The 25,008-nt window shown below is 64.9% G+C and carries 21 protein-coding genes, 1 pseudogene and 1 riboswitch; of the genes and pseudogenes, 15 read left to right on the top strand and 7 right to left on the bottom strand.

Annotated elements, in window-relative coordinates; genetic code table 11:
- Nucleotides 1–191 precede the first annotated feature (191 nt).
- Nucleotides 192–1,130, top strand: coding sequence for an MBL fold metallo-hydrolase (locus tag ASG63_RS22750; protein WP_056222310.1), 939 nt, complete (start codon nucleotides 192–194; stop codon nucleotides 1,128–1,130).
- A gap of 233 nt (nucleotides 1,131–1,363) precedes the next feature.
- On the opposite strand, the gene ASG63_RS26695 is transcribed toward ASG63_RS22750, so the two are convergent.
- Entirely contained in the window at nucleotides 1,364–3,730 is a 2,367-nt protein-coding gene (locus ASG63_RS26695; RefSeq protein ID WP_244480009.1) for an ATP-binding protein, read from the bottom strand.
- A 270-nt stretch (nucleotides 3,731–4,000) separates the two neighbouring features.
- Here ASG63_RS26695 and ASG63_RS22740 point away from each other — a divergent pair, with 270 nt between their 5' ends.
- Together ASG63_RS22740 and ASG63_RS22735 are read left to right on the top strand one after the other, a co-directional pair.
- Nucleotides 4,001–4,759, top strand: a complete 759-nt coding sequence (locus ASG63_RS22740) for an SDR family oxidoreductase (RefSeq protein WP_056222304.1) — start codon at nucleotides 4,001–4,003, stop codon at nucleotides 4,757–4,759.
- A 12-nt stretch (nucleotides 4,760–4,771) separates the two neighbouring features.
- On the top strand, nucleotides 4,772–5,212 hold the full coding sequence (locus ASG63_RS22735; RefSeq protein ID WP_056222300.1) for a hypothetical protein: 441 nt from the start codon (nucleotides 4,772–4,774) through the stop codon (nucleotides 5,210–5,212).
- On the opposite strand, the gene sigJ is transcribed toward ASG63_RS22735, so the two are convergent.
- Nucleotides 5,209–6,072 carry an RNA polymerase sigma factor SigJ gene (sigJ, locus tag ASG63_RS22730; protein ID WP_056222296.1) on the bottom strand — a complete coding sequence of 288 codons (864 nt, stop codon included), beginning with the start codon at nucleotides 6,070–6,072 and terminating at the stop codon, nucleotides 5,209–5,211. The two genes, ASG63_RS22735 and sigJ, sit on opposite strands and share 4 nt — an antisense overlap.
- A complete protein-coding gene (locus ASG63_RS22725) occupies nucleotides 6,059–6,454 on the bottom strand; it encodes a hypothetical protein (protein WP_056222292.1) in 396 nt (131 codons plus the stop codon). The genes sigJ and ASG63_RS22725 overlap by 14 nt, the downstream gene beginning before the upstream one ends.
- A gap of 570 nt (nucleotides 6,455–7,024) precedes the next feature.
- Nucleotides 7,025–7,234, top strand: a riboswitch (cobalamin riboswitch).
- Nucleotides 7,235–7,417: 183 nt separating this feature from the next.
- Here ASG63_RS22725 and ASG63_RS22720 point away from each other — a divergent pair.
- The 5 genes from ASG63_RS22720 to ASG63_RS22695 all read left to right on the top strand — a co-directional run bounded on the left by ASG63_RS22720 (nucleotide 7,418) and on the right by ASG63_RS22695 (nucleotide 14,666).
- Nucleotides 7,418–9,580 carry a TonB-dependent siderophore receptor gene (locus ASG63_RS22720; protein WP_056222935.1) on the top strand — a complete coding sequence of 721 codons (2,163 nt, stop codon included), beginning with the start codon at nucleotides 7,418–7,420 and terminating at the stop codon, nucleotides 9,578–9,580.
- Nucleotides 9,580–10,323, top strand: coding sequence for an ABC transporter ATP-binding protein (locus tag ASG63_RS22715; protein ID WP_056222289.1), 744 nt, complete (start codon nucleotides 9,580–9,582; stop codon nucleotides 10,321–10,323). Before ASG63_RS22720 ends, ASG63_RS22715 begins: the two co-directional genes overlap by 1 nt.
- Complete coding sequence (locus ASG63_RS22710; protein ID WP_082559467.1) at nucleotides 10,320–11,714, top strand: DUF3526 domain-containing protein; 1,395 nt, start codon at nucleotides 10,320–10,322, stop codon at nucleotides 11,712–11,714. Before ASG63_RS22715 ends, ASG63_RS22710 begins: the two co-directional genes overlap by 4 nt.
- Nucleotides 11,711–13,198 (top strand): DUF3526 domain-containing protein, encoded by a 1,488-nt coding sequence (locus ASG63_RS22705; RefSeq protein WP_156394318.1) that lies wholly within the window; start codon nucleotides 11,711–11,713, stop codon nucleotides 13,196–13,198. Before ASG63_RS22710 ends, ASG63_RS22705 begins: the two co-directional genes overlap by 4 nt.
- 304 nt (nucleotides 13,199–13,502) lie before the next feature.
- Entirely contained in the window at nucleotides 13,503–14,666 is a 1,164-nt protein-coding gene (locus ASG63_RS22695; RefSeq protein WP_056222278.1) for a DUF1624 domain-containing protein, read from the top strand.
- Nucleotides 14,667–14,798: 132 nt separating this feature from the next.
- Here the strand turns inward: ASG63_RS22695 and ASG63_RS22690 are convergent, their stop codons facing one another.
- Entirely contained in the window at nucleotides 14,799–15,224 is a 426-nt protein-coding gene (locus ASG63_RS22690; RefSeq protein WP_056222275.1) for a VOC family protein, read from the bottom strand.
- A 211-nt stretch (nucleotides 15,225–15,435) separates the two neighbouring features.
- Here ASG63_RS22690 and ASG63_RS24800 point away from each other — a divergent pair, with 211 nt between their 5' ends.
- Both ASG63_RS24800 and ASG63_RS22680 read left to right on the top strand, forming a co-directional pair.
- On the top strand, nucleotides 15,436–16,068 hold the full coding sequence (locus ASG63_RS24800; protein WP_082559466.1) for a tyrosine-type recombinase/integrase: 633 nt from the start codon (nucleotides 15,436–15,438) through the stop codon (nucleotides 16,066–16,068).
- 253 nt (nucleotides 16,069–16,321) lie between these two features.
- Nucleotides 16,322–16,795, top strand: coding sequence for a VOC family protein (locus ASG63_RS22680; RefSeq protein WP_056222268.1), 474 nt, complete (start codon nucleotides 16,322–16,324; stop codon nucleotides 16,793–16,795).
- A 98-nt stretch (nucleotides 16,796–16,893) separates the two neighbouring features.
- Here the strand turns inward: ASG63_RS22680 and ASG63_RS22675 are convergent, their stop codons facing one another.
- On the bottom strand, nucleotides 16,894–18,330 hold the full coding sequence (locus ASG63_RS22675) for an IS1182 family transposase (protein WP_056222264.1): 1,437 nt from the start codon (nucleotides 18,328–18,330) through the stop codon (nucleotides 16,894–16,896).
- Between the two features lie 91 nt (nucleotides 18,331–18,421).
- Here ASG63_RS22675 and ASG63_RS22670 point away from each other — a divergent pair, with 91 nt between their 5' ends.
- Nucleotides 18,422–18,796, top strand: a complete 375-nt coding sequence (locus ASG63_RS22670) for a hypothetical protein (protein WP_156394317.1) — start codon at nucleotides 18,422–18,424, stop codon at nucleotides 18,794–18,796.
- A 294-nt stretch (nucleotides 18,797–19,090) separates the two neighbouring features.
- Here the strand turns inward: ASG63_RS22670 and ASG63_RS22665 are convergent, their stop codons facing one another.
- Entirely contained in the window at nucleotides 19,091–19,564 is a 474-nt protein-coding gene (locus ASG63_RS22665; protein ID WP_056222258.1) for a YidB family protein, read from the bottom strand.
- A 150-nt stretch (nucleotides 19,565–19,714) separates the two neighbouring features.
- On the opposite strand from ASG63_RS22665, the gene ASG63_RS22660 reads away from it, so the two are divergent.
- The 3 genes from ASG63_RS22660 (at nucleotide 19,715) to ASG63_RS24790 (ending at nucleotide 21,835) form a co-directional block, all read left to right on the top strand.
- Nucleotides 19,715–20,167: a hypothetical protein gene (locus ASG63_RS22660; protein WP_056222255.1), complete on the top strand. Its 453-nt coding sequence runs from the start codon at nucleotides 19,715–19,717 to the stop codon at nucleotides 20,165–20,167.
- Nucleotides 20,168–20,414: 247 nt separating this feature from the next.
- The gene (locus tag ASG63_RS24795) at nucleotides 20,415–21,011 is read left to right on the top strand and encodes an AraC family transcriptional regulator (RefSeq protein ID WP_162248665.1); all 597 of its coding nucleotides are present in this window, start codon (nucleotides 20,415–20,417) and stop codon (nucleotides 21,009–21,011) included.
- A gap of 65 nt (nucleotides 21,012–21,076) precedes the next feature.
- Nucleotides 21,077–21,835, top strand: a complete 759-nt coding sequence (locus tag ASG63_RS24790; RefSeq protein WP_082559464.1) for a sulfite exporter TauE/SafE family protein — start codon at nucleotides 21,077–21,079, stop codon at nucleotides 21,833–21,835.
- A gap of 187 nt (nucleotides 21,836–22,022) precedes the next feature.
- Here the strand turns inward: ASG63_RS24790 and ASG63_RS22655 are convergent, their stop codons facing one another.
- Complete coding sequence (locus ASG63_RS22655; RefSeq protein WP_244480008.1) at nucleotides 22,023–23,384, bottom strand: amidohydrolase; 1,362 nt, start codon at nucleotides 23,382–23,384, stop codon at nucleotides 22,023–22,025.
- A 206-nt stretch (nucleotides 23,385–23,590) separates the two neighbouring features.
- Here ASG63_RS22655 and ASG63_RS22645 point away from each other — a divergent pair.
- Nucleotides 23,591–24,934: pseudogene (locus ASG63_RS22645) on the top strand (IS3 family transposase).
- Nucleotides 24,935–25,008: the final 74 nt, after the last annotated feature.

Below are 25,008 nucleotides of genomic sequence, written 5' to 3'. Positions count from 1 at the left end.
TGACTGGAGGGGGTGGATTTCTGTCTGTCTGCTTATGGAAGCATTTTGACTGAACCGGTCATTTATCGGCGACAAATTCGAAGCCTGACCGCTCATGTCACATCTGCCGACTCACTCTCGTCCATTTAGATGGCGCGCGGTCTGAGATCCTGGTGAGCAAGATACCCGCGCGTCCCATGAAAGGGACGACCATGAGCACTTTATTGACCGGCCAAACCGATCCGAGAGATCGTGGCCGACTGCGTCCAGGGACCGAAGAGTTGGTGCCGTCGCGATATGCCCTACGCATCGGCGAGATCGACGTGCTGGTCGTCAGCGATGGGGTATTGCCACTTCCAACGGCGATGCTCGCTCATAACGCGGACCCAGCGCTTCGGGCGGGATGGCTGGACGACATGTTCCTGGCGCCTGACGCATTCGACTGGCCGTTGAATGCCGTGCTGGTGCGGAGCGGTGAGCAGACAATCCTCATCGATGCCGGGCTCGGGTTGGACCCGAACCTGGCTCTGCCGCGAGCCGGCCAGCTGGTCAAACGACTGGAAGCGGGCGGCATCGATCTGACGTCCGTAACTGATGTGGTCCTGACCCACATGCACATGGACCATATCGGCGGTCTGCTCATCGATGGGGTGAAGGAGCGGCTTCGGCCGGACCTGCGGATCCACGTGGCAGCCGCCGAGGTCGCGTTCTGGGAGGAGCCCGATTTCTCCCGGACCTCCATGCCGACGGGCTTTCCGGACGCGCTGCGAGCCACAGCCACAAGGTTCTCGGAGGCGTATCGCAGCCATCTGCAGACGTTCGAGGAGACGTTTGAGGTCGCGCCGGGGGTGGTCGTCCATCGCACTGGTGGCCACACGCCTGGGCACAGCGTGGTTCGCTTGGCATCCGGCGGCGAGCGCCTCACGTTCGCTGGTGACGCAATATTCCCCGTCGGGTTCGACCAGCCCGATTGGCACAACGGATTCGAACACGACCCAGAAGAGGCGGCTCGCGTTCGCATTCGACTTCTCAGAGAACTGGCCGGGACCAGGGAGCAGTTGGTGGCTACACACCTACCATTCCCGTCCGTCGGCAGGGTCGCGGTCCAGGGTGATGCCTTTCGCTGGGTGCCGGTCTTCTGGGATTACTGACCACGCGCCGAGCAACCGCTGAGGCAACGGTTCGCCGGAGAAGCCACTCCCGCGTCACCGACAAATAAAACCTCATCGCCGAGCTTGCCTCGGGGATGGGGTTTCGAGGCTCCGCACTGGAGAAATTCCCCACACATGGTGCGAGGGGGGCAGAGCGCGCCGAGTGATGGTAAACGCAGTGTCTGCGGTCGCGGAGGGCTACGGCGATGCTGGTCGACCGGTCCGGTCAACGGTCAAGCGTCGACCATTCCGGGTTCATGATCGAGCACGCTTCGGACCTTGCTCGCCAATTGCTGAAGGGTGAAGGGCTTCGGCAGGAAATGCGTGCCGGGATCGAGCACGCCATTATGCACCACGGCATTGCGTGTGAACCCCGTCGTGTAGAGAACCTTGAGTTCAGGACGCCGCCGGACCGCTTCCTCAGCCAGCCGCCGCCCGTTCATGTCGGGCATGACAATGTCGGTGAATAACAAGGCAATGTCTGGTTGGGCGTCCAGAACACGCAAGGCAGCGGTGGCGCTCTCTGCGTGGCGGACGCTGTAGCCGAGTTCGCGCAACGCCTCGACGCTAAGCAGACGAAGGGCCTCCTCGTCCTCGACCACAAGGACGATCTCGCGTTGGTTGCCGAGTGCCGGCGCGATCTGATCATCCCGAGGAGACATGGCAGCTTCGCCCTCGCCATAAAAGCGCGGCAGATAGAGCTTCACGCTCGTGCCCTGCCCGAGCTCCGAATAGATCCGTGCATGCCCGTTCGATTGCCGTACGAAACCGTAGACCTGTGACAGGCCCAATCCCGTTCCCTTACCGACAGGCTTCGTGGTGAAGAACGGATCAAACACCTTGGCCATAACCTCCGGTGACATGCCGGCGCCGGAGTCCGTCAAGGCCACTAGCACGTACTGACCCGGAGAGATCTCGACGGTCTTTGCATAGGCCTCGTCAAGGTTGGCGTTGGCCGTCTCAATGGTCAGGCGGCCGCTTCCGGCGTCGGTCTCCTCCATGGCGTCCCGCGCGTTGACGGCCAGGTTGAGGATAGCGTTCTCCAGCTGACTCACGTCGGCGTGGGTGCGCCACAGGCCGCCAGCCAGCACGGTCTCCAACCGGATACCGCCGCCGAGCGTGCGGCGCTGGATCTCGGACACCCCGGACACGAGCTTGTTGGCATCGATGGGCTCCGGCGCGAGCGGCTGTTGGCGCGAGAAAGCCAGCAGGCGTTGGGTCAGCGAGGCTGCGCGGTTCGCGCCGTCCGTCGCAACATCGATGAAGCGCTCGATGTCGCTCTCGCCGCGCGCCAGGCGCTTGCGGATCAGGTTGAGGCTGCCGATCACGATGGCGAGCATGTTGTTGAAGTCGTGCGCGATGCCGCCGGTGAGCTGTCCGACGGCCTCCATCTTCTGCAGCTGCCTCAGATGGGCTTCGGCCGTCTCGCGGCTCTGCATCTCGCCTATGAGCGCGCGGTTCGCGGTGTCGAGTTCCAGTGTACGCGCCGTGACCCGGTCTTCCAGGACCAGGTTGAGGTCGCGCAACGCGATCTCAGCGGCCTCGCGCTCGCATGTTCGTGCCTGCAACTGTAGTGCCGCTGTCACGAGCGCCGCCCCGATCTGGTTCACTTCCAGGATGGGGGTCGCGATTGCGCTGACCGGGTCACCTCGGCCAATCGCCTCGGCGCCTTCGCTCAGGCGACGCATCGCGCGGTCCACCCGTCCGCCGACGCCCAACGCGATACCCACGACGAGTAGTCCGAGTACGAGGCCCAACCCGACGAGGATCGTGATCGAACGCAGCAGAGGCGCTTCGGCGAGCTCTCTGCCGACCACGACCGCCGCGGTCCAACCCGTCAGCTTGGATTTGCCATAGCCGACCAGGACATCCTGGCCGACCCTGTTGCGACCATAATACCGTCCAGCGTCATCGATCGTGTGAGTGCGAAAATCCGTTGAGGTCCGCTTGCCGACGAAGTCTTCTTGTCGCTCGGTCCGGACGGCGACGATTCCGTTGCGATCCACCAGCGACCCGATCCACCCGGAAGGGAGATCCTCGCGGCGCGTCGTTGCGACCAGGTAAGCGAGATCGAGGCTCGCCGCGAGGATATAGGTTGGCGTTTCACCGATGCGGATAGGAGCGCTGACGATCTGAAAAACTGGCTTTTGGGAAACGGAAGTCAGGAAGACGTTGCTGACCATCGCAACGCCAATTCGCAGCACCTCCCCGTCGATTTCCGCAAGAACACGGGGCGCAGGTGCAGCAGATCCGAACGGCGCACGAGTCGTCAACGCGGCGGTCCCATCGATATGCCGGAGGTTGATGTTGATCCCCTGCAGGCGACTGATCTCCTGCATCTGCGCGTAGAAAGCCGGAAGGTCGTGGTTCGCTAGGCTCGGCGAAGTCGCGAGCGCTTGGAGCGTCGTGAGAACGCCGTAGATCTCGCGGTCGAACGCTACCGACAGAGCATGCGCTCGGGTCTGGACGTCCTGTTCGACGCGCGTTCGTTCGGAAGCCGCAAAACGCCAGAGCAGGACACCCACGAACAGTAAGGTTGGGACCAGCAGGCCGACGAAGAGGGTGAGGAACTGCCACCTGAGCGGACGGGGAGGCCTCAACCGTTCGTCCCTCGCCCAGGGGGCACATGGGAACTGTCCCATGTCAGCCTCTCGATGTCGGGTGTCATGATCGTCGTTCCTCGCGATGCTGTCTGTATGACGAGAGAGCCGGCGCGGACGTGACATGGCCGAACGAACTTCTCCGTGGTTGTAGGGGCGCTTGACACGCGGCCGCATCGATTTTGTCGGAGTCCATGTCACACTGGGTGGATCGCTCTCGTCTTGATTTCGAACGTCCCCATCGGGACCGGACACAGGACGGAGCATCACATGAAAATCGTCGTCATCGGCGGCACGGGGCTGATCGGCTCGCAGGTCGTCACCACCCTGAAGACTGCCGGCCACGAGGTCCTTGCGGCCTCGCCGAATACGGGTGTGAACGCCGTAACGGGTGAAGGCCTCGCGCAAGCCCTGAAGGGTGCCAGCGTGGTGGTCGATGTCGCCAACTCGCCATCCTTTGCCGACGACGCCGCGATGAACTTCTTCGTCCGCGCCGGTCAGAATCTTGCCGAGGCCGAGAAGAAGGCTGGTGTGTCCCACCACGTCGCGCTTTCGGTAGTCGGGACCGAACTCCTGCTCGACAGCGGCTATTTCCGCGCCAAGCTCGCTCAGGAGGAACTGATAGCCTCGGCGGGCGTGCCCTGGACGTTGGTCCGCGCCACGCAGTTCTTCGAGTTCGTTGCCGCGATTGCGAGCGCCGCACTCGTGGACGGCGTCGCACGTGTGACCTCCGCCTTGATCCAGCCCATCGCGTCGGCCGATGTTGCGGCCAAGGTCGCCGAGGCCGCGTTGGCGCCACCCCGAAACAGCATGGTCGAGATCGCCGGCCCTGAGCGTCTGCCGATGGCCGAGCTGGTGAAGCGCCACTTTGACGGCATCGGTGAGCTACGGGACGTCATCACGGACGATACGGCCGCGTATTTCGGGGTGGTTCTCGCAGGCCCCTGGCTGACGCCCACAGGTGACGCATGGCTCTCGCAACGGCGCTACGGCGACTGGCTGGCGGCACAGCCGAAACGAGTGGCTTGAGGCCTCTAGCCAATGGATGCGGCTTACATCTCGGCGCTCTCCGCGCTTGCGGGGTCCGCCATTGGCGCGATGGCCTCCTTTGCGACCACTTGGCTGACGCAACACAGCCAGGAGCGCGCGACCCTCCTGGTGCAGGACCGAGCGCGACGGGAAGCCCTCTATGGCGAGTTCATCCGGGAGGCGTCGACCTTGTTCGGCGACGCCTTCCGGCACGAACTCGACGACCCGGCTAAGCTGGTGAACCTCTATGCCATCGTCAACAAAATCCGGCTTTTCGGAGAGCCGGAGACGCTCCAGGAGGCCGAGCGTGTCATGCAGCGCATTGGCGAGACCTACTTCGCTCCGAACAAGGATCTCGTCGCCTTCGCGGACATCCGCCACGCCAGCGGTCTCGACCCGCTCTGCGCGTTCTCAATCGTTTGCCGCAGGGAACTGGCAATCGCCCGCCGTTAAGGCTCAGTGGGGCGAAAGTGATTCCGCCGCTCCTCCGAACCGCCTCGCCAGACGCTCAAGCTTGTCTGGATTCCAGCGACGGTCTGGAGCATTCCACCGGGCTCCAGGCTGAAATAGCCCGGCAGGCCGTCGATCCAGAGGTCCTGCAGCTTCCGGGCATGCTGGATCCACGACTTACGCGCAGCCCCCTCGAACATGCGCGTGACTTTGTCGATGCCGATGATAGGCCGAGGAAAGGCGAGAACCTTTCCGCCTCCGTCCGAGTGCACGATAATGGAGTCGGCCAGCATGGTGCGGAGCGCCGCGATCTCGCCCGAGGACACCGCCTCGAAGAAAGCCTTGGCGATACGTACACCCTCTTCCGGCTCGACAGGGAAGCGCGGGCGTGCGGACTGCACGTGCTTCCTGGCTCGCGCGGCGAGCTGACGGACCGCCGGTGGTTCACGCCGGAGGGTGACCGCGATTTCCGCGAGCGGGACTGCGAAGACGTCGTGCAGGAGGAACGCGGCCCGCTCCAGCGGCGAAAGCCTTTCCAAGGCGAGCATCAGTGTAAGCGTCAGGTCGTCGCCCGGGGCTTCGTCCGGGACCAGGGCAACGGGTTCAGGTAACCAGGTTCCGAAATAGGTCTCACGCCGCACTCGGGCGGACTTCATGACGTCCAGGCAGAGCCGCGTCACTGTCCGCGAGAGGAAGGCACCGGCCGAGGCGACCTCGGCGTGGTCGACGTGCCGCCAGCGCAGCCATGCGTCCTGTACGACGTCCTCGGCTTCGCCGAGCGACCCGAGCATACGATAGGCGAGCCGGATGAGCCGCGACCGTTCCTGCTCGAAGACGCGGGTCGGATCATCAATGGTCGGCATGGCGGAACGACCAGACGCTGAGGGCAACAGCAATAAGCGCAGGAAGTGTCACCGCGGGGAAGTCTCGGGGCAGCGCCTCCGGCCCGCAGATGCCCACTGCAACTTCCCAGAAGTGGAACAGCGCATGGCCAGAGAGCCAGATCGCACCCATGCTCCAGAGCAGGACACGCGATCCGGGTCTCACGGCCCCGTACACGAAACCCAACCCGATCAGCACGAAGATCAGGCCGATATCGCGCAGGAAGTGCTGATTGAAGGGGCCTGTTGTCGTCACGCCCGGCACCGCGAAGTACCATGCCTCGGGTGAGGTGAGCATGAAGATGCCGTTTCCGGCCAGTCCTGCGCCGAGGATGCCGGCGAGTACCGGAATCGTCTTGATCATCGAGCTCTCCCACGTGATTGGTTCACGTGAGTGACGATGCACTGCCGTCTGATGTGACATGGGGTGCAAGTTTCCGAGGGGCACCTTTCGGAACCTCGGCCTTGCACCATCCATGTCACTAGACACCTGCTGCCTGCCCCGATGTTCGAGCGTGGCGATGAAGCACTCGATCAAGCCATGACACGGAGCCCAGGGACGCCTCGACCGCGGCGATATCTATCGACGAACGACCGCTTTCGAGATGCTCAGGCGTGGGCATCAATGGCGACATCGGGTCGGGTCCTGACGGTCCGCTGTATGACCGGGTTGTGTGGAATGCGGTCCGGCTGCTTTCGATCGGAAGATGTCCTTAAGTGGCCTATCGTGGAGGCCATCGGGCATCGGACAGTTGCAGCACCAGGCACAGGCTGCCTAACCTCTCACCCCAGATGGACCACAGCCTCCGCTCCTGAACACCGCAGACAGCCCCAAACCATCTGAAGACGCACAACCATCCAGAACCATACCGATGCAATGTTACAATGTTGCGGAAAATGGCGTCCCCTCGATTGACTATGCGGCGGCGCCCAGCGAATGTCTGACCGTCAAGGTTCCTGCGGGTCGTCGGTTCGCGGGCTAAGAGGGAATTCGGGGTGCTCGCAGGAGTGCTTCCGAAGCTGCCCCCGCAACTGTCAGCGGCGAGCCCTTTCCGATCATGGTCACTGGTGCGTTGCACCGGGAAGGCCGAGGCGAGGGCAACGACCCGCGAGCCAGGAGACCTGCCTTGCACCACGATACGTCTCTCGGGCGGGGTGTCCCGGCGGAGCGCATGAGCGGGCTCGGCTGCTGACGCGGCCGATCCCGTGAGGGCACCCGCTCGGCCGCCGCTCGACAACCTTGAGCGCACCGGTGCCCCTTCGTCCCAACCTGCCGACCTCGAAGGCCCCGATCCTGAACCTGCCCGTTCCGGCGAAGCGTCGTCGGATGTCGAGGCGTCGAGGATCGCACTACGCGCTCGCCGCAATCCTCTCGGCGGGGGCGCCTGCCTTGGAGGCTCGGGCGCAGGAGGCCGTCACGCTGGAGGAACTCTCCGTAGAGGGAGCTGGCGGGAGTGCCCCAGTCGTCGTTGGTGCTGGCCCCAACCCGGGGATAGGCCTAATCGGTCCGACCCCGGGCTACCGGGCCGACCGGGCGGTGAGCAGCACGAAGACCGACACGCCTCAGCGCGACGTGCCCCAGGTCGTTACCGTGGCGCCGCGCGAGGTCATCACGGATCTCGCCGCCACCCGGGTCGACCGAGTCTTCAACTACACGCCCGGCGTCGCCCAGCAGAACAATTTCGGCGGCCTGACGGTGTTCAGCTACGCCATCCGCGGCACGACCACCTCGGAACTTTACCGCAACGGCTTCCCGATCAACCGTGGTTCGCCGCCGCCGCCCGATACCCAAAACGTGGAGCGCATCGAGGTGCTCAAGGGTCCCGGCGGCGGCCTGTTCGGGCGCAGCGACCCGGGCGGCCTCGTCAACTTCGTCACCAAGCAGGCGACCGCCGAACGCTTCGTCGAGATGGGCGGCCTGTGGGGCTCGTTCGAGCAGTTCCGCGGCACAGTCGATGCCGGCGGCGCCCTGAACGAGGATAGCACGCTGCTATACCGCTTCAACTTCGCGGGCGGCCGCCAGAACAGCTTTCGCGATTTCGTGGATGGCGACCGACTCCTCGTCGCGCCCGTGGTGAGCTGGCAGGTCACGCCGGACACGAAGGTCACCGTCGAGACCGAGATTCTGCGCAACCGCATCGTGGTCGACCGGGGCGTGATCGCGATCAACAAGCAGCTCGGATTCCTGCCGATCTCCCGCTTCCTCGGTGAGCCCGGGCAGAGCACGTACCAGAGCTCGGACACGATGCAGGTCCGGGTGGAGCACCGCTTCGACGCCGACTGGCAGATGCGGCTGGCCACCCACTTCAACACCGGCTCGCTGGTCGGGGAATCGGCAGAGGTGCGTGGCCTCGCCGCCGACAACCGCACGGTTCTGCGCGACCGGAATTTTCGCGATTACCGCTGGGATACCGCCATCGGCCAGGCCGAGGTGGTGGGGCGCTTCGCCACCGGCGATCTGAGCCATACCGTACTTCTCGGCTTCGAGCGGGAGAGCACCGACAGCCGCGTGGTCTACGACCGCTCGAACTTCCGCGAGAGCCCCTACAGGCTCAACATCTACGAGCCGCGCTACGGCCAGGCGCTGCCGCCGCTGACCATCCGGCGCAACAACCTAGAGCGGGTCACCAACACCGCCCTCTACGCGCAGGACCAGATCGCGCTGAGCCCCGAGTGGAAGGCTTTGCTCGGCGTGCGCTTCGACTTCTTCGAGCAGTCCTTCCGCGAGCGCACGACGGCGACGCAGACGGAACAATCCCGGGTGGCGGCGACGCCGCGCGCCGGCCTCGTCTACCAGCCCCTGCCGGAGCTCTCGCTCTACACCAATGTCGGCACCAGCTTCCGGCCCAATATCGGCCCCGACGCCTTCGCGGTAGCTCGCTCGGTTCCGTTCGAGCCCGAGACCGGGATCGGCTACGAGGTCGGCGCTAAGCTCGATCTGTTTGGAGGCGCGCTCGGCCTGACGGCGGCGGCCTTCCGCATCGAGCGGCAGAACGTGCTCACGGCCGACCCCAACAACAGCGGCTTCTCGTTGGCAGCGGGCGGCGTGCGCAGCCAGGGCTTCGAGCTTACCGCCGCCGGCCAGATCACCACAGAGATCAAGATCCTGGCGGGCTACGTCTACGCCGATGCCGAGGTGACCAAGGACAACGTGCTGCCGGTAGGCGCACCACTCATCAACATCCCGCGCCACTCGGGCAGTCTACTCGCCGTGCACGAGGTGCAGGCTGGCCCCTGGAAGGGGCTAAGCCTCGGCGGCGGCGTGCGCGGCGTCGGCGAACGCGCCGGGGACGCGGCAGGCTCCGGCTTCGTGCTCCCGGCCTACATCGCGGTCGATGCCCTGGCCCATTACCGCTACGAGAACATGCGCTTCGGCCTCAACGTCGAGAACATCTTCGACGCGACCTACTACGAGAGCTCGAACAACGCCTTCCGGGTCTATCCCGGCGCGCCCCGGCGCTTCACCGGCACCGTCTCGGTGCGGTTCTGATGACTGAGGTCACGACCCATGCGGGTGACTTCGTCCTTGAGATCCAGGGGGCGGGCAAGCGCTTCGGCGAACGCCAGGCCCTCGATGGCCTCGACCTGTCGCTCCGCCCCGGCGAGGTCTTCGCCCTGCTCGGGCCGAACGGTGCCGGCAAGACCACCACGGTCAACCTGATCCTCGGCTTCCTGAAGGCGGATGCCGGCACGGTCCGGGTCTGCGGGATCGATGCCGGCGCTGATCCAGTTGGTGCCCGCCGCCACGTGGCCTACATCCCCGAACAGGTGGCGCTCTATCCCGGCCTCTCCGGCGTGGAGAACCTGCGCTACTTCACGACCCTGGCCGGCCTCGACCTGGGCAAGGGGACAGCCCGCACGCTCCTGGCCGAGGCCGGTCTCGCCGAGACTGCCTACGAGCGTCCCGCCGGCTCTTATTCCAAAGGTATGCGCCAGAAGGTCGGCATCGCGGTGGGGCTCGCGCGCCGTGCCCGGCTCCTTCTCCTCGATGAGCCCACCTCCGGCCTCGATCCGAGCGCAGCCGCGGACTTCTCGACCACGGTCCGGGCGGCCGCTGAGCGCGGCACCGCCATCCTGATGGCGACCCACGACCTCTACCGGGTGCGCGAGATGGCCGGGCGCGTCGGGGTCCTGAGCCGAGGCCGCATCGTCGAGGAGATCGACCCCACGACGCTCGACCATGTCGGCCTGGAGCGGCTCTACATCCAGCGGCTGGCGGGGAGCGCGGCGTGAGGCGCCTCTTGGCCGAACTCGGGCGCACCGCCCGCGATGCGCGCCTGCGCTGGATCGGCGCCGTCCTCGTCCTGCTCCTCACGGTCGCGGGCCTCGGCGCCTGGCGGGATGCTACGCGCTACGCCGGTGAGGTCGCTCAGGTCGCGGCCGCCGAGCGCGCGCGCTGGCTTGGCCAGGATGCCAAGAACCCGCATTCGGCCGACCATTTCGGGCTGTGGGTGTTCCGTCCCTCCGCACCGCTTGCCGTGCTCGATCCCGGTACCGAGCCCTATACGGGCCGGATGGTACGGGTCGAAGCGCATGTCTTCAACGACGCGGTCTACCGCGCCATCCAGGATGCCGGACCGCTCGCGAGGTCCGGCATCGGCAGCGTCGCCGAAATCGTCCAGCTCGTTGTGCCACTCGCCGCCATCCTGCTGGGCTTCTCCGCCTTCGCGGCCGACCGCGAGCGAGGCACGCTGCGTCTCGCGCTCGGCAATGGCGTTCCGCCGGGACGTCTCTTCGCGACGCGGTTCGCGGCCCTTTTTGCCGCCCTCGCCCTAGTGGCGGGCCTCCCGCTCCTTGGGATCGGCGCGCTCGCGGTGATGAGCCAGGACCATACGGGCTGGCAGGTCGTTCCACGCCTATTGACCTGGATCGCCGCACAACTCGGTTACGGCGCGGTGTTCCTGCTGCTCGCGATGCTCGTCTCGTTGGTCGCCCGCACGGCCCGGGGCGCGCTCGCCGCTTCGCTCGCTGCCTGGGTCCTCCTCTGCGTCGCGGCTCCCCGCCTCGCGGTCGTCGGCGTCGAGGCCGTCGTGCCCACCCTGTCCTACCGGGAGGTCCGAGCCCGGATCGAGGCCGAATTCCGGAGCCATCGCACCGCCGAGGCGAACGATGTTCGTACGCGCGAGGTGCTGGCCCGCTATGGCGTCGGCGACCCCAACGAACTGCCCGTGGACCTTCGCGGTCTGATGATGTCCGAGAACGAGGGACACAACTTCGCGGTCTACGACCGCGAACTCGGTGCCTTCTTCGATAGCCTCGTGGCCCAGGACAGAGCCTTGGCCTGGGCCGGCCTCCTGTCGCCGCGGGTCGCCCTGCAGGCCCTCTCGCAGACGCTGGCGGGCACCGATTTCGCTCAGCACGCCCACTTCGTCTGGGCGGCGGAGGCCTACCGGCGCGGGATTTCCGAACGCATGAACGCCGAGATCCGCGACCATCCCCAACGCGGCGGAACCACCCTCGTCGCCGGGCCGGGTCTCTGGGAGGAGATCCCGCCCTTCGTCCCCCGGCCACTGCCGTTCGCGAGCACGCTGGCCAACGCACGCGTTCCGGCCCTCGTCCTCACTCTCTGGCTCTGTCTAATGGCGGCCCTGTGCCTTCCCCTGGTCCGGAGGTTGAAGCCGTGACAACCGTACGGTTCCCTGTCCTGGTCCAGGCTGAGTTGCGCCTGATCCTGCGCGAGCGCCTGACCTGGGCGATCCTCGCCGCCCTCCTCGTGACGCTCTGCCTGGCGGCGTGGACGGGCGCCGGGCGCGTCGCCTCGGAGCGGGCCGCCCTCGCGCAGGCCGCCGCCGACACCAACCGGGTCGTGCGGGACGCCAGGGCCGCCCATGAGCGCTACGCCAAGCCCTCGCCAATCAAGGTGAACTACTGGCAGGACCCCACCGACGCCTTCGGCTACATGACCTACTTCATGGCCGCCTACGCGGTGAAGCCGCCGACGCCGCTCGCTGCGTTCGCGGCCGGTCAGTCCGACGTGCAACCGGCGATCATGCGGGCCAGCTTCGGCTTCAGCACGGTTTTCGACGATACCGCCTACGAGCCCGGCTCGACGGCCCGGCTCAGGCTCGGCCCGTTCGATCTCGCCTTCGTGCTGGTCTACCTTGTGCCGCTCGCGGTCATCGCGCTCGCCGGCACGCGGCTTTCCTCCGAGCACGACAGCGGCATCCTGCGCATGATCGCGTCGCAGCCCGTCGGGCCGCGTCGCGTGGCGAGCGCGAAGTTCGGGGCCGTGGTGCTGGTCGCCATCACGGCTGTGCTCGGCGGAACGGCGCTGGCGCTCATCGTCTCAGGCGGTCTCGGAGAGCTCGACGGTTGGGCGGGCACGCTGGCCCTCCTCGCGGCGGCCTTGGCCGCCTACGTCGTCTTGTGGGTGTCGGCCTGCGCCCTGGTGGCCAGCCTATGGCGTGGGGGCGTCGGCGCCCTCGCGATTCTCGTACTGGCTTGGGCCTGCGTCACGGTAGCCCTCCCAAGCTCGCTCGGCCTCGTGGTCGATGTCCTCGCACCGACGCCTTCTCGGATCGCGGCCATCGATGCGAGCCGGCAGGCTCAGGTCCGCTTCTACACCGGGGAGGAAGGCGCACGGATCACCGCGGCCTGGCTGACCGGCAAGGTTCCGAAGGCCGTAAGCCGGCCGGAGCTGGCAGAAGCGCCCGAGATCAAGCGCCTCGCCCGCGATGCGTTCTACGACGAAGCGCTGGCGGGCTACCGTGATGCCGCGCAGGACCATTCCCGGGCGGTGGCGGCCTGGAGCCGGCGCCTGGCGATCCTGTCACCCGCGACCGTCCTCGCACGCGCACTGGAGATGGCGGCGGGAACCGACGCAGAGCGCCATTCCGCCTTCCTGGCGTCGGGCGCCGCTTATCGCCGGGACCTGCGTGCGTTCTTCGAGCCTCGCATTCTCGCCCAAGCCCGCGATCCAGTCCCGGTGTGTGAGGGCTGCCCCGCGCGTCTCGACTTCACCGCCTACGACGCCGTGCCGGCTTTCGAGCCCTGCGTCCCGCGCGCAGCGGCCGAACACCAGGCGCTGGTCGCTCTCGGCTGTCTCACGGCAGGTGCCTTGTTCCTGACCGCGCTGGCCTACCGTCGTCTTTCCAGATGGCCTGCATGATGCGCCCGAACCGGAACGAAGCCTCCGAGGATGCCAGCGCGGTGCCGACCCAGCCCCGTGACGTTTCCGCCGCCCGCGTCCGGCGCGGGGATGCCGGACGCGGGGCCTCGTCCGCGCGCGCCCGCCGCTACGCTCTCGATCTCATGCCGGTTATCGACGCGATGCGTGGGGTAGTCGGGCAGACGCCCCAGTGCCTCGCCCTGGAGCTCACGCGGCGAGGGATCTGCAAGCCGCGCGGCGGCGCAGTCTGGACACCAGTCGATGTCGGCCGGCTCTTGCATCGGATCGGAACGGAGCGCGCGCGATGAGACCTGCAACTTTCGAAGGAGCGCACGGTCCGCGGTCCCGCATCGTCTCCATCGACGCCCTACGCGGCCTCGTCATGCTGCTCATGCTCGTCGACCACGTGCGGGAGTTCGTCTACCTGCACGCCCAGGTTCGCGACCCGATGGACCTCAGCCTCACGCCGCCCGACCTCGTCATGACCCGGCTGACCTCGCATCTCTGCGCGCCGGTCTTCATCCTGCTCACCGGCCTCTCCGCCAGCCTCTATGCGCAGAAGCATGGCGACCGGGGGGCGGCTAGTGCCTTCCTGCTCAAGCGCGGCCTCCTGCTGATCCTCATGGAGGTGACGCTGGTCAGCCTCGCCTGGACCCGCAGTCTCGCTCCACCGATCCTCTACCTGCAGGTGATGTGGGCCATCGGCCTCAGCATGGTGGCGCTGGCCGCCCTGCTCTGGATACCGCGCGCTGCCCTCATCGTCTTCGCCGCTACGGTGATGCTCGGCCACAACCTGCTCGACGGACTCGTGCTCCAGCCGGGCGACACAGGCTACGTGCTCTGGTCGATCCTGCACCAGCGGGGCTTCATCGAACTACCCTGGGGCGTGGCGCGCACCTCCTATCCCGTGCTGCCCTGGTTCGGCGTTATCGCGGCGGGCTACGCCATGGGGCCCCTCTTCGCCGGAGCGGTCGGACCGGCCTCTCGTCGCAAATGGCTCATGGCGATGAGCGGCGCGGCACTCCTTGCGTTCCTGATCCTGCGGAGCTTCAACGGCTACGGTGAGCCGGTGCCATGGCAGTCGGGGGCGACGCCCCTCCTCACCGCGCTCTCCTTCGTCAACCTGACCAAATACCCGCCCTCGGCCGACTTCCTGCTGCTGACCCTGGGCCTCGGCATCGGGCTCCTCGCTCTGTTCGAGGCGGTGCCGGCGCGAAGCCTCGGTGTTCTAAGTACCTTCGGGGGCGCGCCGCTGTTCTTCTACCTCGCGCATCTCTGGCTGCTGCGACTGCTCCATGACGGCGCACTGGCGCTCGGCCTCAGCGACCCCTCCGGCCGGATCGAGGCGGGAGCACCGGTGCAGATCTGGCTGGTCGCCGCGGCCCTGGTCCCCCCGCTCTGGCTCGCCTGCCGTTGGATGGTCGGCCTGAAACGTCGGGCGGCGTTGCCGGGCTTAAGCTACTTGTAGGCCCGCCAGGAGATGCCCTCTTCCAGAGGCTCGATAGAAGCCTCGCAATGGCTCCCGTAAATGGACACCGACCGATGCGAGTTCACAGCTGGGCTGGGCAGAAATCGGACATTCTCATCGCGCGAAGAAAGACTACGCGGGGAGGATGAGGCAGCCATCGTTGCCGATAATGAAATCCGGGTTCCATGCGACCTCCCATAGGAAGCCATCCAGATCGCAGAAGTGTCCATGATGGCCGCCCCAAACTGCATCTTGCGCGTGCCGGGTGATCCGTCCACCGAGAGCTTCCGCCTTCGTGAGCACCTTGCCCACCTCGTTGCGGCTGCGTGTGTTGTAGGCGAGCGTGAAGCCCTGAGAGGGGCGATTCTCCAAAGGTACGCCAGCGTCCTTGGCAAGGTCAGCACGTGGATACAGCGATAAGCCCAAGCCGCCGAGTTGGAAGAAGGCGACACCCTGTGCGAATTGCACGCGCCGGGGCCATCCCAACCCCTCGTAGAATGCCGTCGCTCGACCGAGATCAGCGACGCCGAGGGTGATGAGGCTCAGGCGTGGTTCCAAGGCCGATGCTCTCCAGCGGCAGGCAGGATAACTTCATGAGCCTCTGTCAGTGCGAACCGTCAAGGTTCGCAATGGGTCGGACACAGCGGGACTGCATTCTAAGCTTGGCAGCTAAGTGGCACAGCTCCCGAACGTCGAACCGGTGGAGCGCAGATTACATTCGTAGCACCCTTTCTCTCCCTGCCGGCATGGGCCGGTTGGGAGACGAGAAATGGGACATTCAGAGCACGACCCAGCCTTCAAGAGCCGCCGACCGTGGAACGCAGGACGGAAGCTCGGCGCCAAGCGCGCTCTCAAACCTCAGCAGGTTTGGGCCATCCGTTTCTGGCTCGATGGAGAGCGGCGTGTACGTGACCGTGCCATGTTTGACCTCGCCATCGACAGCAAGCTGCGCGGTTGTGACATCGTCAAATTGAAGATCGGTGAGCTTGTCAGCGGCGAGCAGGTGCGGGCGCGAGTCATCGTCGTTCAACGAAAGACTGGACGGCCGGTACAGTTCGAACTGCTTGAACCAGCACGTACCAGCATTCTGACTTGGCTTGGGTGTCGAGGGGGCGGGCTTGATGATTACGCTTTTCCCAGCCGGATCGACCATGAAGCGCACATAAGCACCCGACAGTACGCCCGTCTGGTAGATGAATGGGTGACAGGCATAGGGCTACGGCGCGAGGACTACGGAACACATTCCCTACGTCGAACAAAGGCCGCGTTGATCTACAAGCGAACAGGCAACTTACGCGCTGTGCAAATTCTGCTCGGGCATACCAAAATCGAGAGTACGGTACGCTACCTCGGCGTGGACGTTGAAGACGCGCTCGCTCTGGCGGAAGGGACCGAAATCTGAAGCCCGGCCTCCTCGGCGGCAAAGTTGAGGAGGCCACGCACGCTTCGGGAATGCAGCGCGTTTGATGCAGTCGGTTACCCCGACATAATACCGTTCCGGACATAGGCGTTCTCGAACGAACCCAGCCCTTCCGCCCTGGGTGCATTTGCGACGGTCTGCTTCCGGGTGGTCGTTGGCAGGAGCAGACACTACCGTTGCACCCGTTCATGACCCATTGCAGTCGCACGCCCCGTTTGTCGGTAGGACGGCTCGTATGACGGACCACGTAGATATTCAGGTGCAGCGTGCCGACCATGTCGGCTTCGCGGTAGCCTCCCTAGATGAGGCGCTTTGGTTCTGGGTCGATTGTCTCGGTGCGCAGCTCGTGCGGACGAGCGAGATGGGGGGCGAGTTTCTTTGTCAGGTGACCGGAGCGCACGGGGCGAAGGTGCGCTTGGCGATCGTTTCTCTGGCGGAGCAGACGATCAAACTCTTGGAGTATCAGGGTCCGGACCGACCAAACGTGCCAGCCAAACCGTTCGACCCGGGCTTCGCGCACCTGGCCCTCGTGGTCGACGACATCGATGCGCTCTTGGTCAGGATCGTCGCCTACGGCTGGAAAACACAAGGCACGCCGCAGACGATCACCAGCGGTGAACGGGCCGGAACGCGGGTAATCTACGCGGTTGGCCCTGACGGCGCGACGATCGAGTTCATGCAGCCGCCAGCGGCCTCTCAGGGTCTTTGAGCCTACCAGGCAAGGGTCCGCTTTCCACCGAGGCTGTGTGAGAACGCATTTGCGGCCAGAAGAGATCTGACAGCGCATTGCGCCAGGGGGCCGGGCTTTCAGCCTCGGATGGCTGCGATGAGTGGGCCGACACCGAGGATCGCGATCACCCGCTTCATGTTGTAGGCGAGCACCTGCAGGCTCATCTCGCTGGCCACGTTCTTCAGCCCCCGGGTCAAGAAGTGGGTCGCTCCCATCCAGGCTTTGAGGGTGCCGAACACGTGCTCGACCGTCTGGCGGCGGTCACGCATCGCGTTCGGGTTCTCGTCGAGCCGGCGCTGCACGGCTTCCAACACGTGCTCGTGCTCCCAGCGCGTGACGCGACGCTGCTCGGAAGGCGTGCAAAGGTTCTTGATCGGGCAAGTTGGACAAGCCGATGTCCAGTAGCGTCGCAGGGTCATCCCGTTCTCGATGCCCTCGAAGCGGTAGGTCAGCGTCTGGTCTCCCGGACAGCGGTATGTGTCGTCGCTCGCCTGGTAGACGAAGTCCTGCTTGCCGAAGCGGCCCTCGGCTTTCGCACCGGATGTCATCGGCTTTGGCAGCGTGACCGCGATCCCCGCCCGGTCGCAGGCCCGGATCTCCTCGCCGGAGAAGTAGCCGCGATCCGCGAGGACTTGGATGGCTTCCTCGCCCACGGCGGCCTGAGCTTGCCCCGCGATGTTGGCAAGTTGGGTGCGGTCGTGGCCGACATTGGTCACCTCATGGGCGACGATGAGGTGATGCTTCGTGTCCACCGCTGCCAGGACGTTGTAGCCGACGAGCCCGGTGCCCTTGCCGTTCGTCGCCATGGCCCGCGCATCGGGGTCGGTCAGCGAGATCTGTCGGTCCGGCGCGGCCTCGACGAGCGTCTCCATCGCCTGCAGCGCGCGCAGCCGGTCCCGGAGTGCGGAGAGCCGCTCCTTCAGGCGCGGGGTCCGAAGCTCTGTCACCTCGGCCTCCTGACGGTCGGCGGTATCGAGGGCCGCGAGGTAGCGCACGATGCTCGTCTCGACCTGCTCGATGCGCCTGCGGACCGCGGCCGGGGTGAAGTTCCGGTCGCGCGTGTTCACGGCCTTGAACCGGCTGCCGTCAACGGCCACGACGCCTCCGGCCAGGAGACCGACCTGTCGGCAGAGCATCACGAAGTGCCGGCAGGTCGCGCGAAGCGCATCCCCGTTCTCGCGTCGGAAGTCCGCGATCGTCTTGAAGTCGGGTGCGAGGCGGCCGATCAGCCACATCAGTTCGACGTTGCGGCCGGCCTCCCGTTCCAAGCGTCGGCTGGAGGGGATCTGGTTCAAGTAGCCGTACAGGTAGAGCTTCAACAGCGTCGCGGGATGATAGCCCGGTCGACCGGTGGCGGCGGGCGTCACGCCGGCAAAGCCGATGGCCGTCAGATCGAGTTCGTTGACGAACACATCGACGACGCGGGTCGGGTTATCCTGGGCGACGTAATCGTCCAGACAGGCAGGAAGCAACGTGACCTGATCACGGTCTGCTGCTTCGACAAAGCGTGCCATCTTTCATCTCCCGCCTTGGGAGAAAGACTATCATAATGAGTATGAACCTCGAACAGGAAGATCGGCCATGCACACTGTTCGCATATACGACATGACCGACAGCATGCTTGATTTTGATCTGCGTCATATCCTGGCAGCACTCGGAGCGCAGGCCATCGAATGCTCATGGATGGTGAGCGGTGTCGCCGCATACGATGCAGCTTTCGATGCGACGGGCGGACAGGCCGGACGTCTCGAAGAGCTTGCGACCTCCGGCAGGCGGATCAAGGGAGATCGGCTGCGAGACCTCGCGAACGGAACCCAGCAGGTCATCTGGGGCGAGTTTCAGGCTTACGCGAATGCGAGCGCTACGGTGCCCGTGTTGATCGTGCGCGCCATCGACAGCAGCTTCTACGAGGTCGCCACCAACGACTCGTATGTCCTGCAAAAGCTCAGGGCAACCTTCCGTGATGTCAGGTCAGCCTGATCACCAAGCGCTCTTTTCACACAGCCTCCACCCCAAGCCGAAGTTGCGGACGGCCGACGAATGGCTGCTTTCGGGAAGCGCTGATGCCGATCCCTACGATTATGTTGGGTCAATTTCAGCCCGTTTGCTTTCGGAAGACTGTAAAAGGGCGTCGGCATGTCGTGTCCCATGAAATCGTCTGCGTCGCGAGGGATCGAACGCAGCAGGAATCGGGGTACTGCCGAGGCATAAAGTTAGACGGAGCACAGAGAGCGGCGCTCTCGACACGAGCCGGGAGCGCCGGTCCGCAAGGGACTAAGCCGGCATCCGGCCCTCCGGCGTGTAGCGGTCGACGGCCTGCGGAAGTTCCTTGGACAGCCGGGAGAGAAGCTCCTCGCGGGACAGCCCGGTGCGCTGCGTCAGGGTCGCCAGGACGTCGGGACCGATGGCCCGCTCCAGGTGTTGTGGGGCAATGTCCTGGTTCGGACCCTGGGCGACCCAGGATTGCGCGGCGGATCCTTGTCCGGCCTGCTGGAAGCGATCTAGCATCTCACCGAGACCGCTGTTGAGGAAACTGCCGGGAGCCGTGTTCTGCTGGCCGCCGAGCAAGCCGCCCAGGAGTCCGCCCAACCCGCTGCTCGTGCTGCCGGACCCAGCTCCTGTCGCCGACGGCGCCGGTGAGGCCTGCCCGGCCCCACCCAGCATTTCGGCAAGCTTGTCGCGGTTCTGATACCCGGCCAGGGCGAGGAGGCCGAGCAGCGCCGTCATTGAGGGGTAGCTATCGCTCATGGTTCATCTCCGGCTCGCGGCTGGGTCAGTCCCATCCGCCGATGGGTTGGCGGCAGGCAAACGCACCGGGGAGCCGAAGCGATGCAGCCACCAGCTCGATGGAACCGGCGGGGCCGTCGGGGGTCAATGAGTCGGTGGAGGGGAACCGTCGTGAAGCTGCCGATCTTCGTTTGCCTGGCTTGCCTCGCCGCCAATGTTGCCACGGCACAAGCGCCCGGCGCCGTGCTTTCCAGCGAGGGGAACTGGGATCTCAGGAAGCTGGACGCCGGCCATGATGGCGGCACGTGCGTCCTGACGCCGAAGACCCCGTCCCGCGTCCAGGTCACCCGAGGGCGGATCACCGTGACCGGACTGCCGCGGAACTCGATCTTCAACTACCAATATCGCATCGACGACGGACCGGCCTCGACGCCGATCTTTCCCTCGGAGGGTATGCAGACGGAGGGCGCGATCCGCATCGAGGGCGACGCCGCCCGAGACATCGTCAAAGGACGTCGCCTCAGAATTCGGATCCTCGACCGGTGGCATGAGGCCATCTCGGAAGACATCGATCTCTCCGGCCTGGGCACGTTGTACGAACGCCTCGACGAGACCTGTCGGTAATCAGGGTCAAACCCCATCGGCCTGACCGTTCGAGGTGCTACCTGCGCCTCATTCTGACCCTTGGAGAGTCCGCTTCCAGTCCGTTGAGGCAGTAACCAACGTCTGACCTGGGTGGCTTTTTGCCGGTCCGCTCTTGGATGAGATAGCATGTGAAGCGGACGTTTGTGCGAGGGGTGGCATCCTGAACGCAGTCGCGGACTATCTCAACGGGTGTAGTCGGTCCCATCATGTGAGAGGAGGAGGTTCCGTGTCATGGCGCTACGTGCGGTCAAGTATTAGTCAAGATATCGAGCTGGCTGTGTGCTGTGATGGCTACAATAAATCTCTCGTCCAGCATTTCCATCAAGAAGCGCAGATCAGCTTCGTTCTAACCGGTTGGCGTCAGTTCCTGGTCGGCGGCCGCTACATCGATGTACCGGCTGGAAGCTCCTGCATCATACCTGCTGGTGTCCCACACCAGGGGATTAATTGTGCTCCAGACACGGTATCCCTCAATCTCTACGTTCACTCTGACCACTCCATAGCCCTGATGAGCATGACGAGGCCGCTGGCGGAACTCTTCCCAGATATGCCTTCCTCTAACGGGGCTGCGTCAATCGCTTGCGTCGCAGCCCAGGCTGGCTTGAGCCGAGAGGGTTTCACGCGCCGCTTCTCGCGCCACCACGGCATGCCACCTCATGCTTACAGACGCATGCTCCGCCTCAATAATGCCCGTCAGATGCTACGGACGGGTACGCCCCCCGCACAGGTGGCTGCGGCGACAGATTTTGCTGACCAAAGCCATTTCGGCCGCTCGTTCAGGCATGCCTTTGGGACCACCCCCTCCCGCTACCAGCTTGCCTGAGAGCGGTCACAAACGTTCCAGACATCTCGTCTCGCAGCCATCACAACCGGTGCTGGAGGTGCGTGATGGATTGGATGACGGCACTGTTTCTGATGGGGGCAGGAGCGGTCGGCGGCGTGATCAACGCGGTAGCGGGCGGCGCGACGCTGATCACGTTTCCAGCTATGCTCCAAGTCGGCCTGCCTCCCGTGATCGCCAATGCTTCGAATGCCGTGGCCATCATGCCGGGTCATCTTATCGCTGTCCTCGCGGACCCTGGTCGATGGCCGCCCTTTGACCGCCGCCTCGGGTGGCTGACTGCCGCATCCCTCCTCGGAGGCGCGTCAGGTGCACTTCTCCTGCTCTGGCTTCCCGAAGCCTTGTTCACCGGCCCTGTGCCGGTGCTCATCGCGTTCGCCACGATCTTGTTTGCGTTCGCACCAACGATACAGGCCCACCAGGCGAAACGTGGCCCGAGACCCGTCGATACAATGACTGGTCCTGCGGTGATCGGAGTGGCTTCCATCTACGGCGGCTTCTTCGGTGCGGGGCTCGGTGTCATCCTGACTGCACTTTTGTCGATCAGTGTCAGCCGGGATATTCGCACGGTTAAGGTGCTCAAAAACCTACTTGCGACTGTTGTTAGCGTCGCATCCACGACGATATTTATTACTCAAGGCGCAATAAGTTGGCCGGAAACTTTTATTATGTTGCTAGGAGCGCTTATAGGCGGCTTTATGGGAGGTTATCTCATAAGGATTTTGCCAGCCGAATGGGTGCGGCGGGCGGTGATTGTTGCTGGATGCTTGATGTCCATAACATATGGAATTAAATATTGGGCGTAAGATACACAATCTCACATGCCCATTCCGTAAGCCTTTACGGGGAAGGTCCGTTTCTGAGGACGATAGAAACGACCTTCAACTACCAAGTTGGGTCGAGACCAGTCTGGCCGCTTTCAGCCTCGCCTACCAAAATTCGGACATCGCTTCCTGGTCGAGAGGTAGGCCTATCTGCCGGGAGAGCCGTCCATCAGCGTGCCCCTGACGCCGGAGATGTCGCAACCAACCATTGACCAGCGGCCGCCAGCATCGTCTCCACACCGATGCGCAGGGTCGGGTTCAGAACCGGGGCGTATTCAGGCGAGTGGTTCGCGGGCAGCGCGTTCAGGGTCCCCGCCTGCTCCGCCTCGGCGTAGCGCTTCGGGTCGGTCCCGCCGACGAACCAGAACACCGACGGTACGTCCCAGGCGCGGGCGAAGACGGTGAAGTCCTCGCTGGCGTTCGCGCTGCTGGCGGGCTGCACCCGGGCCGCCCCTAGTCGCTGCTTCAGGCCCTCGGCCACCTTGGCCGTCGCGTCCTCGTCGTTCACCGTCAGGGGGAACTGCCCTAGCATGGTGAGGAGGGGCGGCTTCGGGGCGCCGGAGATGGAGGCCTCGCCGTCGACGACCCGCTTGATCGACGCGAGCACCTTGTCCCGCACCGCATCGTCGTAGGTCCGGACGTTCAGCTGAAGCTGCGCCTCGTCCGGGATGATGTTGGCGCTCGACCCAGCCTGTATTGACCCGACCGTGACCACGGCGCTGTCGCTCATCGAGACTTCGCGCGAGACGATGGTCTGGAGCCGCATCACCGTGGCGGCGGCCATCACCACCGGATCGATGGTCGTTTCCGGGCCGGAGCCGTGCCCGCCGCGTCCGTAGAGCGTCACCTTAAGACTGTCGCTCCGCGAGAGCACGGGGCCACTGGCGAGCCGCACCTGCCCTGCAGGGAAGGGCAGCACGTGCTGCCCTAGAGTGACGACCGGCTTCGGGAAGCGCTTCACCATGCCGTCGTCGACCATGGCCTTGGCCCCCTCGCCGATCTCCTCGCCAGGTTGGAACACGGCCATCACGGTCCCGTGCCACTTGTCCTTGTTGGCGGCCAGGATCTGGGTCGCGCCCATCAGCCAGGTCACGTGCAGGTCGTGCCCGCAGGAATGCGCGATGGCCGTCTCGCGGCCGGATGCCGGATCGGTCCCCCTCTTCGTGCTGGCATAGGGAAGGCCGGTGTTTTCCTTCATCGGCAGGCCGTCCATGTCGGCGCGCAGCAGCACGGTCGGACCGTCGCCGTTGCGGAGGAGACCGACCACGCCCGTGCCGCCGACGCCCTCGGTGACGTCGAAGCCCTGATCCTTGAGCCATTTCGCGGCGATGCCGGCCGTGCGCTTCTCCTGCATCGAGAGCTCGGGGTTGGCGTGGAGATCCTCGTAGATGCCCTTCAGCTTCGTGAGCTGCTCCTCCGTCGGGCCGGGCAACGCCTTCGGGTTTGCCTGCGCGTACGCGGCCTCGGAAAGGGTCGAGAGGGAAACGAGCGCCGCCAGAGCCAGCCCGCAGGGATGATTTCGGAGTACCATCTTGGTTCTTCCTTCAGTGTCCGACGTCAGCACCTGTGAGACAGATTGAGGGTCTTCACGAACGGAGGATGGCTGGTTCATCGTAGCCCCTGAGGAGCGAAGATGAAGCAGACATCCGGANTGTCCGACGTCAGCACCTGTGAGACAGATTGAGGGTCTTCACGAACGGAGGATGGCTGGTTCATCGTAGCCCCTGAGGAGCGAAGATGAAGCAGACATCCGGACCGGCCAAGAAACCGGCAGAAGCGGTGATCAAGGACATCCGTCGGGCCACACGTCGGCAGTTCTCGTCCGAGGAGAAGATCCGCGTGGTGCTGGAAGGCTTGCGTGGCGAGGACAGCATCGCCGAGTTGTGCCGACGCGAGGGGATCGCCGCCTCGATGTACTACGGCTGGTCCAAGGAGTTCCTGGAGGCTGGCAAGAAGCGCCTGTCGGGGGACACGGCTCGTGCTGCCACTACGGATGAGGTGCGGGATCTGCGCCGCGAGGCAGGGGCGCTGAAGGAGGTCGTAGCTGATCTCGTCCTGGAGAATCGTCTGCTCAAAAAAAGCATGAGCGGGGCTGGGGGCGACGAGGCATGAGGTACCCGGCCTCTGAGAAGCTGGAGATCATCCGGCTGGTTGAGCAATCCCACCTGCCGGTGCGTGCCACCCTGGACAAGCTCGGCATCACGCGCTCGACGTTTTACCGCTGGTACGACGCCTACCAGCGCGGCGGCCTCGAGGCGCTGAAGGACCATCCTTCGCAGCCGAGCCGGGTCTGGAACCGTCTACCTGCGGAGATCCGCGAGCAGATCGTTGCCCTGGCTCTGGAGCAGCCTGAACTCAGTCCGCGTGAGCTGGCGGTGCGCTTCACCGACGAGCGCCGTTACTTCGTCTCGGAAGCGACCGTCTACCGGCTCCTCAAGGCTCAGGACCTGATCACCAGCCCGGCCTATATCGTCATCAAGGGAGTTCCGCGACAAGACCACCGCGCCCAACCAGCTTTGGCAGACGGACTTCACCTACCTGAAGGTCGTTGGCTGGGGCTGGTACTACCTGTCGACGGTGCTCGACGACTTCTCACGCTACATCGTGGCGTGGAAACTGTGCGCGACGATGCAGGCCAGCGACGTCACCGCCACGCTCGACCTGGCGCTGGGTGCGGCTGGGCTCGATCAGGCGCGGGTGATGCAGCGGCCACGCCTGCTCTCCGACAACGGGCCGAGCTACGTCGCCAGCGACCTGGCCGACTGGCTCGCCAGCCGAGGCATGACCCACATCCGCGGTGCGCCATGCCATCCTCAAACGCAAGGCAAGATCGAGCGTTGGCATCAGACGCTCAAGAACCGCATCCTGCTGGAACACGCCTACTTGCCCGGCGAGCTGGAGACGCAGATTGCCGACTTCGTCGAACACTACAACCATGCCCGAGCTCATGAGAGCCTGAGCAACCTCACACCCGCCGACGTCTACTTCGGACGCGGCGAAGGGATCCTGGCCGAGCGGGAACGCATCAAGCGCCAGACCCTGATGGATCGCCGCTTGCGCCATCACGCGCAGGCTGCCTAACCTCTCACCCCAGATGGACCAGAGCCTCCGCTCCTGAACACCGCTGAATGTCCCAAATCATCTGACGACGGACA

The organism is Methylobacterium sp. Leaf94, from assembly GCF_001426045.1.
Lineage (GTDB): Bacteria > Pseudomonadota > Alphaproteobacteria > Rhizobiales > Beijerinckiaceae > Methylobacterium.
The sequence above is the reverse complement of the archived record's forward strand: the minus strand, read 5'-3'. Positions and strand labels throughout refer to the sequence as shown.